General features: G+C 58.7%; 16 protein-coding genes. 12 read left to right on the top strand and 4 right to left on the bottom strand.

Annotation, left to right across the window (positions count from 1 at the left end; all coding sequences use genetic code 11):
* The first annotated feature begins 165 nt into the window (after positions 1–165).
* The 7 genes from FE782_RS17525 to FE782_RS17555 are packed head-to-tail and all read left to right on the top strand — an operon-like array spanning position 166 to position 7,528.
* Entirely contained in the window at positions 166–1,116 is a 951-nt protein-coding gene (locus tag FE782_RS17525) for an NAD(P)-dependent oxidoreductase (protein ID WP_158299436.1), read from the top strand.
* Between the two features lie 13 nt (positions 1,117–1,129).
* A complete protein-coding gene (locus FE782_RS17530) occupies positions 1,130–2,098 on the top strand; it encodes an NAD-dependent epimerase/dehydratase family protein (RefSeq protein ID WP_138195537.1) in 969 nt (322 codons plus the stop codon).
* A 15-nt stretch (positions 2,099–2,113) separates the two neighbouring features.
* On the top strand, positions 2,114–3,118 hold the full coding sequence (locus FE782_RS17535) for a glycosyltransferase family protein (RefSeq protein ID WP_138195538.1): 1,005 nt from the start codon (positions 2,114–2,116) through the stop codon (positions 3,116–3,118).
* A 45-nt stretch (positions 3,119–3,163) separates the two neighbouring features.
* Complete coding sequence (locus FE782_RS17540) at positions 3,164–4,258, top strand: glycosyltransferase family 4 protein (protein ID WP_158299437.1); 1,095 nt, start codon at positions 3,164–3,166, stop codon at positions 4,256–4,258.
* Positions 4,259–4,279: 21 nt separating this feature from the next.
* Positions 4,280–5,284 (top strand): glycosyltransferase family 4 protein, encoded by a 1,005-nt coding sequence (locus FE782_RS17545; RefSeq protein ID WP_138195540.1) that lies wholly within the window; start codon positions 4,280–4,282, stop codon positions 5,282–5,284.
* On the top strand, positions 5,232–6,230 hold the full coding sequence (locus FE782_RS17550; protein ID WP_158299438.1) for a Gfo/Idh/MocA family protein: 999 nt from the start codon (positions 5,232–5,234) through the stop codon (positions 6,228–6,230). The genes FE782_RS17545 and FE782_RS17550 overlap by 53 nt, the downstream gene beginning before the upstream one ends.
* A 26-nt stretch (positions 6,231–6,256) precedes the next feature.
* Complete coding sequence (locus tag FE782_RS17555; RefSeq protein WP_138195542.1) at positions 6,257–7,528, top strand: nucleotide sugar dehydrogenase; 1,272 nt, start codon at positions 6,257–6,259, stop codon at positions 7,526–7,528.
* A gap of 87 nt (positions 7,529–7,615) precedes the next feature.
* On the opposite strand, the gene FE782_RS17560 is transcribed toward FE782_RS17555, so the two are convergent.
* The 4 genes from FE782_RS17560 to FE782_RS33125 all read right to left on the bottom strand — a co-directional run bounded on the left by FE782_RS17560 (position 7,616) and on the right by FE782_RS33125 (position 9,784).
* Positions 7,616–8,107, bottom strand: coding sequence for a PCYCGC motif-containing (lipo)protein (locus tag FE782_RS17560; protein ID WP_138195543.1), 492 nt, complete (start codon positions 8,105–8,107; stop codon positions 7,616–7,618).
* Entirely contained in the window at positions 8,104–9,027 is a 924-nt protein-coding gene (locus FE782_RS17565) for a cation diffusion facilitator family transporter (protein WP_202914550.1), read from the bottom strand. The genes FE782_RS17560 and FE782_RS17565 overlap by 4 nt, the downstream gene beginning before the upstream one ends.
* Positions 9,028–9,319: 292 nt before the next feature.
* Positions 9,320–9,640: a hypothetical protein gene (locus FE782_RS17570; protein ID WP_138195544.1), complete on the bottom strand. Its 321-nt coding sequence runs from the start codon at positions 9,638–9,640 to the stop codon at positions 9,320–9,322.
* An 18-nt stretch (positions 9,641–9,658) separates the two neighbouring features.
* Positions 9,659–9,784, bottom strand: a complete 126-nt coding sequence (locus FE782_RS33125; protein WP_274388726.1) for a hypothetical protein — start codon at positions 9,782–9,784, stop codon at positions 9,659–9,661.
* Positions 9,785–10,005: 221 nt separating this feature from the next.
* Here FE782_RS33125 and FE782_RS17575 point away from each other — a divergent pair, with 221 nt between their 5' ends.
* From FE782_RS17575 to FE782_RS17595, 5 genes are all read left to right on the top strand, one after another.
* On the top strand, positions 10,006–10,356 hold the full coding sequence (locus FE782_RS17575; RefSeq protein ID WP_138195545.1) for a hypothetical protein: 351 nt from the start codon (positions 10,006–10,008) through the stop codon (positions 10,354–10,356).
* 45 nt (positions 10,357–10,401) lie between these two features.
* On the top strand, positions 10,402–11,619 hold the full coding sequence (locus FE782_RS17580) for a cation:proton antiporter (protein ID WP_138195546.1): 1,218 nt from the start codon (positions 10,402–10,404) through the stop codon (positions 11,617–11,619).
* A gap of 25 nt (positions 11,620–11,644) precedes the next feature.
* Positions 11,645–12,133: a cation:proton antiporter regulatory subunit gene (locus tag FE782_RS17585; protein ID WP_138195547.1), complete on the top strand. Its 489-nt coding sequence runs from the start codon at positions 11,645–11,647 to the stop codon at positions 12,131–12,133.
* A gap of 26 nt (positions 12,134–12,159) precedes the next feature.
* The gene (locus tag FE782_RS17590) at positions 12,160–12,984 is read left to right on the top strand and encodes a YitT family protein (RefSeq protein ID WP_138195548.1); all 825 of its coding nucleotides are present in this window, start codon (positions 12,160–12,162) and stop codon (positions 12,982–12,984) included.
* Between the two features lie 173 nt (positions 12,985–13,157).
* Complete coding sequence (locus tag FE782_RS17595) at positions 13,158–13,700, top strand: NADPH-dependent FMN reductase (protein WP_138195549.1); 543 nt, start codon at positions 13,158–13,160, stop codon at positions 13,698–13,700.

Consider the following 13,700-nt stretch of genomic DNA (forward strand, 5'->3'; position numbering starts at 1 on the left):
GCGGGAGATATAGTCTTTTACTCATTTCATGGAAAATAGGCCGGGTTTCAAAGATTGCTATAAGCGTCTAATTTATAGGGTTCGGTATATACAACCATGGCTTCCATAGTTTTGCTTACATAGACTATTCCAGTCTGCCGGACAAGAGAATGCGAGGTGATGCCCATGAGAGAGAGGATCGATCGCTGCGCGGCTATGGCGAAGGCGAGCGGGAAACTATCGCTTGCGATCGTCGGTTCGACCGCGAATCGGAACAATCCGCCGTTCGTGATCGGACCTATGAAAGAGTCGGATCGGTTCGTAGGCAGCAGTTTTATAACGAGAGACCTTGAGATTTTCAAAGAGATTTGCGCGTATGCGGACGGGAAAGTCGACTACCTCTTCGTAGACATAGAAGCGAAGACGGATCCGCCGTTCGACTTTCTGGCGGAAGCGAAGGCTTGCGTGAAGGCGAGCAAGGTGAAAACGTATAAAGGCAACGATATCACGGCCCATGCCTGCGATCTCTTGATCAGCGAACTCGTCGGCGATCTCGCGGGGAAGAAAGTCGCGATTATCGGCGCGGGAAATATAGGCTCCAAGGTAGCCGTCAAACTCGTCGAACGAGGGGCGGACGTTTATATCAACCGCAGGGATCGGAACGGCGAACTGCTGGCATCCGCGATCAACGCGATGAAAACTCGCTATACGTCCGGAACGGTGTACAACGCATCCGATCCGGCCGAGGCGGCTCGCCAAGCCGACGTACTGATCGGGTTTACCCAAGGGATTCCGGCGATTACGGGGGCGATGATTTCCGCGCTCAACTCGAACGCGTTGATCGTAGACGGCGGCGTCGGAACGCTGACGGAAGGCGCGATCGCGGCGGCCAAGTCCGCGGGGTTGAGCCTCTTCCGATTGGACGTGAGAATCGCGCTGCCCTTCGTCATCGACAGCATCCTCTCGACGGAACGATTCTTGACGACCGTCGCGGGGACGTTCGCCGCCGACGGGAAGACGTACGTCGCAGGCGGCATAATCGGAAGCCGCGGCGATATCGTCGTCGAAACGATCGCCGACCTTGGGACGATCGTCGGCATCGCCGACGGGAAGGGCGGAATTCTTAAATATCGTTAGGAGTGGTTATAGGATGACGGAACGGATTCAGGGAGAACGAGTGTTTATAACCGGCGGCGCGGGGTTTATCGGGTCGACGTTGATCGGCCGGCTCATCGAACGAAATAAGGTCGTCGTATACGATAACTTCTCGCGGGACGCGATTCGGGGGAAGCCGTACGCGAACCATCCCAACCTAACCGTCGTGCAGGGCGACATTCTCAATGCGGAGCTGCTCGCCAGGTCGATGCGGGAGCAGGATTCGACGTACGTGATTCATGCGGCGGCGATCGCGGGGATCGCCTCGGTGCTCAAGAGTCCGGTGACGACGATGAAAGTGAATATGGTCGGCTCGTGCCATGTGCTCGAGGCCGCCGCCGCGCTTCGCGACTGCAAGCGGGTCGTGTGCTTCAGCACGAGCGAGGTGTTCGGTCAGATGGCGTTCCGATCGGACGAGACGAGTCCGGCGGTCATGGGAGCGGTAGGGGAAGCGAGATGGACGTACGCCGTCAGCAAATTGTCCGTCGAGCATCTGGCCTATGCGTTCTACAAGGAAACGGGGCTTCCGACGGTGACCGTCCGGCCCTTCAACGTATACGGCCCCGGGCAGGTAGGGGAAGGGGCTATCCGCGCCTTCGTTCTGCGAGCGCTGCAAGATCGTACGCTGCAAATCCATGGCGACGGAACGCAGATTCGGGCCTGGTGTTATATCGACGATATGGTGGAGGGCATTCTGTGCGCGATGACCCAAGAAGGAGCGATCGGCCAATCGTTCAATATCGGCAACCAACGGACGGTCATGACGATCTACGGTCTGGCGAACACGATCATCCGAGTGCTGCACTCTAATTCGAAGATCGAATTCGTCGAAGCGGATTCGGCGGATATCGAGCTGAGAATCCCCAATGTGGAAAAGGCTAGGGCCGTTCTTGGGTTCGAGGCGAAGGTCGGCTTGGAGGAAGGCATTCTAAGAACCGCCGAATTTTTTCGCGGGAACACGTAAGGGGGCTGGTTACGCGTGAAGGTGCTGCTTTCCCCTCACGGGATCGGAATCGGAACGCTGGCTCAGGCGCTTCGCGAGCAGGGCATGGACGCGACGGCCTGCAGCTTCAGCAACGATATTTACGCTTACTTGTCGGATATTTGTTTGAAATTGAACGAACATCCTTATCGGGAGAGAGAAGCGATTCGGAGAGCGTTCTTCGACGAAGCGAAGAGGACATACGACATTTTCCACTTTCACTTCGGGGAGACGTTGTTTCAAGACAAGAGCGATCTAAAGATTCTTAAGGGTTTAGGGAAAAAGATGGTCGTCCACCACAACGGGTCCGACGCGCGTCTGTTGTCCGTCGCCCGAAGCTTCGACAACCCGCATGTCGTCGTGAAAGAGACGTGGCCGGAAGAACGGATCCATGCCAATCTAAAGCTTCTATCGACCTACATCGACCATGCGATCGTCAACGACCACGAATTAGTGCCATACGTGAAGCCTTACTACAAGCACGTTCATGTCGTTCCGTACGCGATCGACGCGCGGCGAATATCGCCGGTCTACCCTTCCCCGGCCGCGGAGCCGTTGGTCGTTCACGCTCCGTCCCATCGGGAGATTAAGGGGACGGAGTTCGTCATCGCTGCAGTGGACCGATTGAAGCGGGAAGGCGTTCGATTCCGGTTTAAGCTGCTGGAAAATATACCGCATCATGAAGTCATGGAATGGTACCGGCAATGTACGATCGCAATCGACCAGCTTCGGATCGGCACGTACGCCAACTTAAGCATGGAAGTCATGGCCATGGGCAAACCCGTCATCTGTTATATTCGCGACGACCTGCGCCCTACGTTCCCGCCCTCGCTGCCGATCGTCAGCGCGAATCCGGATACGGTCTACCAGGTTCTCAAGGACTTGCTGCAGCGGCCTTCTGATTGGAGAGCTTTGGGCATGCAGGGGCGGCGGTACGTCGAGGACGCGCATAACTACCGGAAGGTCGCGGAGATGCTGCTCCGCATTTACCGACAGCTGTAGCGGTCGGAACGATGAAATCGAATGAAAGGAGGGACGGCCGAACCTATGAATTTGATCACGAGGCAAGCGATTCTCAGAAAATACGTACGGATGCAGCCGATCGAACGGACGTCGCCGCCGTCGAACGCCATCAAGGACAAAGTGTTGATCTCTCCCCACGGCATCGGGATCGGCACCTTGGCGCGCGCGCTGCGGGCGGGCGGCGTTCACGCGGCCGCCTGCAGCTTATACCAGGATCAGTACTCTTACCTCTCCGATATTTGTTTGAACCTGAATCAGCATCCGATGGTGCTAAGAAAAGCGATTCGGGACGCCTTCTTGGAGGAGGCGTTAGAGACGTACGACATCTTCCATTTCCGGTTCGGCGCCACCTTCACCGGAGACAAGAGAGATTTGAAGACGATGGCGGCGCGCGGGAAGAAGCTGGTCGTCCACCATTGCGGCGACGAAGCGAGAATTCTCTCGGTCGCCCGAAGCTTTAACAATCCCTATGTCCAGAGCCGGGAGGCTTGGCCGGAAGAGCGAATCCGCGCGAACATGAAGCTGCTGACGGCTTGCGTCGACCACGTCATTATTAACGATCACGAATTGCTGCCGCACGTGGAGTCCTATTACAAACGCGTTCACATCGTTCCTTACGCCATCGACGCGAAGCAGTTCAAGCCCGAGTACCCGTCCCCGAACGCGACGCCTCTCGTCGTTCATGCGCCGTCGCACCGTAGGGTGAAGGGAACGGATTTCGTCTTGAACGCCGTGGAGCGGCTGCAGAAGGAAGGACATAAGTTCCAATTTCAATTGGTGGAAAAGATGCCGCACGAACAGGCGAAGCAGCTGTACCAGAAGGCGACGATCGTCATCGACCAGCTGACGGTCGGGACGTACGCGAATTTAAGCATGGAGGCGATGGCGATGGGGAAGCCCGTGATCTGTCATATCCGGGAAGACCTTCGCGATTCGTTCCCGCCCGGGCTTCCGATCGTCGGCGCGAATCCCGACACGATCTACGAGGTATTGCGGGATGTATTGCGACGGCCGGACGAGTGGGGACGTCTGGGGGCAGCCGGGCGTCGCTACGTCGAACAGAACCATAACTACGAGAAGGTCGCTCGCATGCTGATCGATGTCTACAAACAGTTGTAACGATGCAGAGGTGAGCGCGCGGTGAAGGTGCTGCACTTGCCTTACGGAGGACAGATGGTGACGCTCTGCGCCGCCTTGCGGGACATCGGCGTGGATGCGACGGCGTGCCACTTCGAGCGGTCGAATTTCCGGTTCCAGGCAGATCTATGCCTTCATCTGCAGGACGTTCCGCCCTCCGGAAGGGAGGCCGTCCGACGGGAGTTTTTCCGCCGGGCGGCGGCGGAGTTCGACGTGTTTCATTTTCACTGCGGCCTAACGTTCTTCCCGGATCACGGCGACCTGGAGCTGCTGAAGGCGCTGGGGAAGAAGGTGGTGATGCAGCATCGCGGGTCGGACGTTCGGCGGCTCTCGATCGCCCGCGCCCTCGGCAATCCCTACGTGGAGGTGAAGACGCGCGACGAGCGTCGAATCGAAGCCGACCTGCGAAAGCTGTCCGCATGGATCGACCATGCGATCGTAGCGGATTACGAGCTGCTGCCGTACGTGCAAGATTTCTATAAAGAGGTCCATGTGATCCGTCAAGCGATTCGCTTAGAACGGTTCAAGCCGCGCTATCCTTCGATCGACGTCGAAGCGCCGCTCGTCGTGCACGCGCCGTCCCACCCGATCGTCAAGGGGACCATGTACGTCAGCAACGCCATGTGGCGCCTGGAACGCGGAGGGGTTCCCGTCCGGTATCGACTGCTGAAGAGAGTCCCGCACGAAGAGGCGATTCGCCTCTACGGGGAAGCGGATATCGTCGTCGATCAGCTGCGCATCGGCTCCTACGGCATTCTCAGCTTGGAGGGTATGGCTTTGGGCAAACCCGTCGTCTGTTACATCCGCGACGGGCTGGCCGAGACGTATCCGGAGGGACTGCCGATCGCGAACGCCGATCCGGAGACCGTCTACGACGTCTTGCGGGAGTTGATCGCAAGCCCGAAGCGGCGGCTCGAGCTAGGGCGGCAGGGCCGGGCTTATATCGAGAAGCATCATGATTCGCTCCGGATCGCGCGGCGGCTCGAGGCGCTGTACCGGCGGCTGTGACGACGGAGCGGAAGGAGAGGAGAGGAACATCTTGAGAGTAGGGGTGATCGGAACGGGTGCCATGGGAAGAAACCATGCCCGAGTGTATGCCTCGTTAGCGGAGCGCTGCCGGTTCGTCGGCGTGTACGACATGGACGCGGAGCGCGCCGCCGCCGTCGCGGCGCAATTCGGAGGCGCGGCGTTCCGCACGCTGCCGGAGCTGCTTGCGCAGGTCGACGCCGTATCGGTCGCCGTTCCGACGCCGGCGCATTACCGGGTCGGCATGGCGTGCGTCCGTCGGAACGTCCACGTCTTAATGGAGAAGCCGATTACGGAAACCGTCGGGCAGGCGAAGGCGTTGATCGAGTTGGCCCGAACGAACGGCGTCGTGCTCCAGACGGGACATATCGAATTGTTCAATCCGACGGTGCAAGCGTTGCGGGAGCTGCTGGCGGACGAAGAGATCGTCGGCATGGAGCTCCAGCGTCTGCGTCCGCTCGAGCCGCGCATGGCCCGTTCGGACGTCGTGAGCGACGCGATGATTCACGACATCTACATCGTGCATCATCTGCTGGGGAAGCGGATTCGTCATCTGTACGCGGCGGGCCGCCGGGAGGACCGGTATACCCAGCATGCGTCCGCGCTGCTCCGGCTGGAAGACGGCGCGGTCGTTCAGATGACGGCCAGCTATCTTACCGACGAGAAGGTACGGACGATTCGGGTCGTGACGAAGCGGTCGGTCATCGCGGCCGATCTATTGACGCAGCGAATCCGGTCGTCGTCCTTGAGCGAACCCGGCGAAACCCGATGGATCGACGTGCCGGACGGCGAGCCGCTGCGGTTGGAGCTGCTTCATTTCCTCGAAGCGGTCGACCGTCGTCGATCTCCGGACGTGACCGGGGAAGACGGGCTCGACGCGCTCGCCTTGGCCAACCGGATCATTCGGAAAGTGTCGGTTTCTTCTTAAAAGAGAGTATAGGAGGAGGAGGCGTTATGATGCGATTTCGCGCCGCGGGCGTGATCGGCCTTGGATATGTGGGACTGCCGCTTTCGAAACTGTTGGTGGAACACGGTATGCGCGTGACGGGCGTCGATGTGGATCCGGCGAAAATTCGAAGCTTGCAGGACGGCATCAGCTATATTTCCGACTTGAGCGACGCCGAGGTGCAGTCGTTGACGACGGGGGGACGCTTCGAGGCGGCGAGCGATTACGGCGGGTTGACGGCGGTCGAAGCCATCCTGATCTGCGTGCCGACGCCGATCCGCGAGGACGGGACGCCCGATCTGAAGTACGTGGAGCTCGCCGGCCGGCACATCGCGTCGCTGCCGCTCGCCGGCCAGCTGGTCGTGTTGGAAAGCTCCACGTACCCCGGGACGACGGAGGAGGTGCTGCTTCCGATTCTCGAAAGTCAAGGGAAGAAGCTCGGTAAGGACTTTTATCTCGCGTATTCGCCGGAGCGGATCAATCCGGGAGATCGAAGCTTCGGCCTCAGCGAGATGCCGAAGATCGTGAGCGGGGTGACCGAGGACTGCCTTCGGATGGCTAAAGCGTTGTATTCCCCGGTGTACCGGAAGGTGATTCCCGTCTCTTCTCCGCGCGCGGCGGAGATGGCGAAGGTGCTCGAGAACAGTCAACGATTCGTCAATATTTCCTTCGTGAACGAGGTCGCGAAATGCTGCGAGAAGATGGGGATCGACATTTGGGAAGTACTCGAAGCGGTGAACAGCAAACCCTACGGGAATTTGCCCTTCGCGCCGGGACCGGGGGTCGGCGGCCATTGCATTCCGGTCGACCCCTTGTATTTGCAGTGGAAGGCGGACGAAATCGGGGTCGACCTGGCGTTCATTCGCGCGGCGAAAGCGGTGAACGATTCGATGCCCGGTTATATCGCGGATCGGGTCGAGCGCTTGCTCCCGGACGCCCGGCTCGAGGGGAAATCCTTGCTCTTGATCGGTGTCGCTTATAAGAAGGACGTGAACGACCTGCGGGAGTCCAGCCCCCTTCGCGTCATGGAGATTCTGGCCGAGCGCGGGGCGCACGTGTCGTATCACGACCCGCTGGTTCCTTCCGTCTCGGTCGGCGGACGGCGATACGACAGCGTCGAGCTTACTCCGGACGCGCTGCGATCCGCGGATTGCGCGGTACTGCTGATGGACCACTCGAACCTTCCGATCGCATCGATCGTGGCCCACGCGCGGCTCGTCTTCGACACGCGGCGCGCGACCGGCGCCCTCGGCCCCGCGGATCACGTGAAGTATTTATAATAAAATCAAAGGCGAGAGCCCTGACGACAGGTTGTCAGGGCTCTCGCCTTATCTTGAGGTAACCGCGGATGGAGCGGCCGGGCAGGTTTACATCGGAAGCGGCGTAGGCGTCGGAGCCGGATAGCCGGCATCGGCGTACTTCGCGTCGATCGTCTCGCGAATCTCCTTCAAGGAGAGGCCTTCCTTCTTCAGGACGGCCGCTTCCACGGCGATCTCGATGCAGACGGCGCAGCGCGTGCCGTGGTCGTCCCAGACGACGGCGCCGTCTTCTTTCGCCTCGGCGACGAAGCAGTTCAAGTTGCTGCGATGCCCGGCGCTCTCGCCGCAGCCGCAGTAGCAAGGGATCGACGCAAGCACGTCGATGCTGTGACCGGCGATCAGATACGCGTTCCGAATCGCCTGCGGTTGTTCGTCCAAGAAAGAAGGGAGCGTCTCGAAGGACGCGGTCGCTTCCTGTAAGTCTCCGTTGGCGGCATGACGGGAGTCGTGCGCATGCTCGTCCGATGCCGCGCCGCCCGAGCAGCCGGCGATCGCCAGCGATGCCAAGATCGGCAGCGCGGCGGCTTTCTTCCAATTCATCGTTCATCCTCCAACATAGGTTCGATATGGATATGGACGTTGGATACGTCGTGTTTCTCGTTGATTTTCGCTTCGATCCGTTCCGTGATCGCATGGCTCTCGATGACGGACAGATGCGGATTGACCGTCACCGTCACGTCCACATACGTCTGGTTGCCGAGCGCGCGCGCCTTCAAGTCGACGATCCCCTTCACGCCTTTCGTGGAGCCGATCGTCTTCTTGATTTCTTGGAGCTTCTCGTCGTCGAAGCCGTCCGTGAGCGAATGCGTCGCATCCCTGAAGATGTCCCACGCGGTCTTGCATATGAGCGCGCCGACGACGATCGCCGCGAACGGGTCCAACCACGGCATGCCGTATTGGGCGCCGAGGATGCCGACGAAGGCGCCGACGCTGACGAGCGCGTCGGAACGGTTGTCTTGCGCCGCCGCCCGCACCGCCTGGCTGTTGATCCGTTCGGCGATGCGTCGATTATATAAGAACACCGCGTACATCACAACCGCGCACGCGAGCGCCGTCCATGCCGCGAGCGGATCCGGCGCCGCCTGCGCGGGCCGGCCGAGCTTCGTCGCCGAGTCGAACAACACCTGGAGCCCGACGGCCGCCATCAAGAACGACGCGATCAGCGCGGCGACCGTCTCGGCGCGGTAATGGCCGTACCGGTGATCTCGGTCGGCGGGCTTCCGGGAGATGCGCAGCCCGATCAACACCGCGACGGAGGCCGCGATGTCGGTCACATTGTTCCAGCCGTCCGCGGCCAGCGCTTCCGAGCCCGCGGTAAATCCGATCAGCAGCTTGCAGGCCGAGAGGACGGCATAGGCGAAGATGCTGAGCCAGACGCCCCTCTCCCCGGTCCGAGTATCTCTGTATGATGTATCCACCGTCGTCCGCTCCCACCCGTTCGAAAAAAATTGTCTCCCCATCATACTTCGCTCACCTCGGGTGGGTCTAGAGAAACAGTGTTGACCCGCGCGCAGAAAGCAGGGGACAAACAACAAAGTTGCCCGGGGTCAAAGAAGGTCGATAACAAATCCGCATTTGACCGGCGGGAGCTGCGCGAGGAGCTGCTGCCGCGGGTATGGGCGATTTTACGGTTGCTGCGCATGAAACGGAACGGGGAAGAACCGCCGAGGGAACGGGAGTAACCCGTTTCTTCGGCGGTTCATTGTTTAAGCGGTCGATGCGGCATGGCCGACTTGTCCGCCGCCATGCTCGCTATATTTGCTTGCGGAGGAACGCCTCGAGCAATTCGGCGACGCTGAGCTCGCCGAGCTCGGCGGCGATTCGGTCCGCCTTCGTCTGTTTCCGAATGGACCCTTCGAGAACGATCTGAACTTTAAGTTCTTTATCGAGCAGAACGGAAATAACCTCCAACGAATTGGACAGCAGCCCGACGACGACCGCGAGCTGCTGCGGCGTGAGCTGAGGCTTCGAGGGCTTCTTCTTACCGTTGCCTTTGCCGTTCCCGTTTCCATTTCCGTTCCCATACCCGTTCCCGTTCTTTTTCGTTCCGTTCCCGTTCCCCGGTTTGCGCACGACCTCCCCCGCCCTTGGTTACACGATGACCGTATCGGTGACGTCCACATCGTCATCATCCTCGCCGATGCCCATGACGAGGGAAGAGACGACGACGGCTATGACAATGATCGTAATGATCCTTTTCTTCTCCTCATCGCTCATCCGCATTCACCTGCTGCTTGTCGTGGGTAGTGAATCGATATCATCTTATGCTCGGGGAATGAAAGAGGTGAGCGCCGACGGAACTTGCCCGCGAGTCTTGGGAATGTCATAAATATGCACGGGGATGCAATTGTGACCTTCGCCTCTTATGTGGTAAAATTATAAGGCTACCTTATATTTAACCACATTTACGGAGATGGAGGGATGAGATGGCTGTCCGAATGAACCCGATGCTTCGTTCCCTTCAGATGATATTATTTTTTATTATATTCGTATTTGCGCCTTTGTCCTCGGTAATGCTACAGGAAGAGCATCTTCAAAAATCCGCGGAATTGGCGCACGGGCACCCGATGGACGCGCATGTCGTCGATAAGCAACTCCCCTTACGGCAGAAGATGCTGTCGGCTCCTCTTATGTATTTCCTGTTTATCGTCTTATCCTTCGAGTCGTTAGCAGTCGGCTGCCGCATGTCTCTTTATCGATATCCCGATATTTTCCTGCTTCGGAAGATCATTCTGCTGCGCCCTATAAAGTTTACCTCGACTTACGTGGATGTCTCCTTCGTCAAGTGACGGAAGTTACGCGCTCTCGGATAAAGAAGGAGGAATTAACATTGTATGGATCATATGATCTTTGAAGTCGGTACGGCCATGCTGCTCGTCGCGATCGCGTCGCTGCTTGCCGGCAAACTGAAGTTTTCCATCATCCCTTTCTTGATCATCCTCGGGATGGTCGTCGGTCCGCATGCGCCGCAGATCGGCATTTTCGACTTCACCTTCATCGAAAGCCAAGAAGTCATCTCGTTCCTCGGACGCATCGGGGTGCTCTTCTTGTTATTTTATATCGGACTCGAGTTCTCCGTATCCAAGCTGGTCAAGTCCGGCCGGAACATCGTCTTCGGGGGAACCGTATACGTCGCCCTCAATTTCGTCATCGGGCTCGCGTACGGGTTCCTGACCGACTTTCCGCTGTACGAGACGCTGATCATCGCCGGGATGTTGTCCGTATCTTCCACGGCGATCGTAGCCAAGGTTCTCGTCGACCTGCGACGCACGGGCAACGCGGAGACCGAATTGATTCTTGGAATGATCCTGTTCGACGACTTGTTCCTCGCGGTCTTCCTGTCGATCATGTCGGGATTGCTGCTTGGCGGCGCGACGTCCATCGGCGGCGTCCTTCTGTCGGTAGGAATCTCCATGGGATATATGCTCTTGTTCTTTATTATCGCGAGGAAGGGCACGCCCTTGCTCAATAAGCTGTTAAATATTTCGTCGAACGAAATATTCATTATCGTCGTATTCGCTTCGTTGTTCTTCATCGCCGGGTTCTCGGAGAAGCTGCACGTCGCGGAGGCGATCGGAGCGCTGCTGTTCGGCCTGGCGTTATCGGAGACGGAGCACAGCAAGCGGATCGAGCATCTCGTCGTTCCGTTCCGCGACTTCTTCGGCGCGATCTTCTTCTTCAGCTTCGGTCTCGGGATCGACCCGCTTACCTTAGGCGACGCCGCATGGCTTGCGATCGGGGCGGTCTTGCTGACGATTTTGGCGAACGTGGTGTCCGGCATGATCGCGGGCCGGAAGGCCGGTCTTTCCCACAAGGCGTCGACCAATATCGGATTGACCGTCATGGCGCGCGGGGAGTTTACGATTATCGTGGCGAACCTGGGCCTCTCCGCGGGGTTGATGCCGCTGTTGAAGCCGTTTTCCGCATTGTACGTATTAATCCTGGCGATCCTCGGACCTTTATTGGCAAAAGAATCGAAGCCTATATATAATGGCTTAAACAAAGTGTTCCGTTGGAGCAAGCCGCAAGAGAAGGTTAAAAACCCAGGCTGAGTTGGAAATGGAGGATGTGTAGAAAATGAGTACGATTCGCGAATCGGATCTGCCCGGTATCGGTAAAAAGTTCCAGGTAGAGACCAGATCTGGAGATAAAATCGTAATCGTGATCCATGACGACGGAAGAAGAGAAATTTATCATTTCGAGGACGACGATCCGGAAGAGACGATCTCGCAAGTGACATTGGAGGACGAGGAAGCGAGACAGATCGCGGCCATCATCGGCGGGATGAATTACAAGCCGAAGGCGCTGGAGACGATCGAAGTTTCGCTGGAAGAGCTCGTTATCGAATGGAGCAAGGTGGAATCGCACTATAAGAGCGTGGGCAAGACGATCGCGGAGCTGCAGGTACGGCAGCGGACGGGCGCTACGATTCTGGCCATCGTGGAGAAGCAGAAGCAGAAGATCAATCCGGGACCGGACGATCGTCTGGAGGCCGAGACGACGGTCGTCATGGCGGGCGAGCGGAAGCAAATCAAGCTGCTGAAGGATTTGTTGATGAACGGGTAACGGGAGGAACGAAGAGGAGGGATGGCATGCACCCTTGGCGCAGCGACGGGAGACGGAAGCGGGACCCGCTGCGTTTGGCGGCCTCGATCTTCGCCGCCGTCGTCGGCTGCTTCCTGATCGCCGCGGGGCTGGAGCTGTTCTTGCGTCCGAACCGCGTCGCCCCCGGGGGCATCGCAGGCGTGTCGGTTCTGGCTTCTCACGTCACGGAGATGAAGATCAGTCTATGGCTGTTCTGCTTGAATCTCCCGTTCGTTCTATATCGGAGGAAATACGTCGCGCGCGGTCCGCTTGCGATCGCGCTGCCGCTCGTCGGCGTCGGGGCGTTCGCGTATGTACTGCATCCCGTGTCCGCCCTGGTCGAAGAACCGCTCATGGGGGCGCTCGGAGGCGGCGTATGCCTCGGTCTCGGCATCGGCATGATTTTGCGTCAGGGCGGACGGTTCGACGAAGCGGAGACGGCCGTCAAGCGGCTGCCGTCTTTGCGGAACGCCGATACGGTCGTATTCGTCGTCAATCTGTCGATTTTAGCGGCGGCGGGGCTGATCTTCGGAGCGAAGCAAGCGATCTATTCGGTCCTCGCGCACGCGTTGGCGTATATGATGGTGGAGGTCGGATTTTCCGGCATGTCGCCGTATCGCCGCATTCTGGTGCGAAGCCGGAAACTCCCGTCGATCCAACGCGCTACGAAATACGCGTGCGGCGTGCAGTGGATCCCGACGGACGAGGAGCATTCGGCGATGTGCGTCGTGCATCGCTCGGACGCGGCGCGGGTTCGGCGTCTGCTGCGGGAGCTCGACGGCGAGGTGCAGATGGTCGGCAACCTCGAACATGCTAGAGAGACGATCGTATAAGCGTTCGTCGTTCGGCGAGGCGTTCAAGGCCCGCTCTTCGGAGCGGGTCTTTTTATGCCCGCAAGGCCACGAAATAAAATTCACTTGATTACTAAAAGTAACGTATATACAATTAGTCATGTGGTTATCCACGATTCTTGAATCGCGATATCGCAAAAGGAGGAACAGTAATAATGGCAAACGTAAAAATCGGCATCATTCTCGGCAGCACGCGGCAAGGACGCGTCAGTCCGCAAGTCGGACAATGGGTGAAGGGAATCGCGGACCGGCGGGGGGACGCGGAGTACGAAATCGTCGATATCGCCGAATACGAGCTGCCCTTCCTCGGAACGACCGACGGCAGCGAGCCGGGCATCAAGGCATGGTCCGAGAAGCTGGCGAGCTTGGACGGATTCGTCTTCATCGTATCGGAATACAATCACAGCATCTCGGGGGCGCTCAAGAACGCGCTCGACCTCGCGCGCCAAGAGTGGAACGACAAAGCGGCGGGCATCGTGAGCTACGGCTCGACCGGCGGCGCGCGCGCCGCCGAGCATCTGCGGGGCATTCTGGGCGAGTTGAAGGTGGCCGACGTGCGGACGCATCCGACGTTGAATTTGTTTACGGACTTCGAGAACTACAGCGTGTTTAAGCCGGCCGCGCTGCACAACGACAACGTCAACGCCATGTTGAGCGAAGTCGTCGCTTGGAGCGGCGCGTTGAAGACGCTTCGGTAA

The organism is Paenibacillus antri (assembly GCF_005765165.1).
GTDB classification, from domain to species: Bacteria; Bacillota; Bacilli; order Paenibacillales; family YIM-B00363; genus Paenibacillus_AE; species Paenibacillus_AE antri.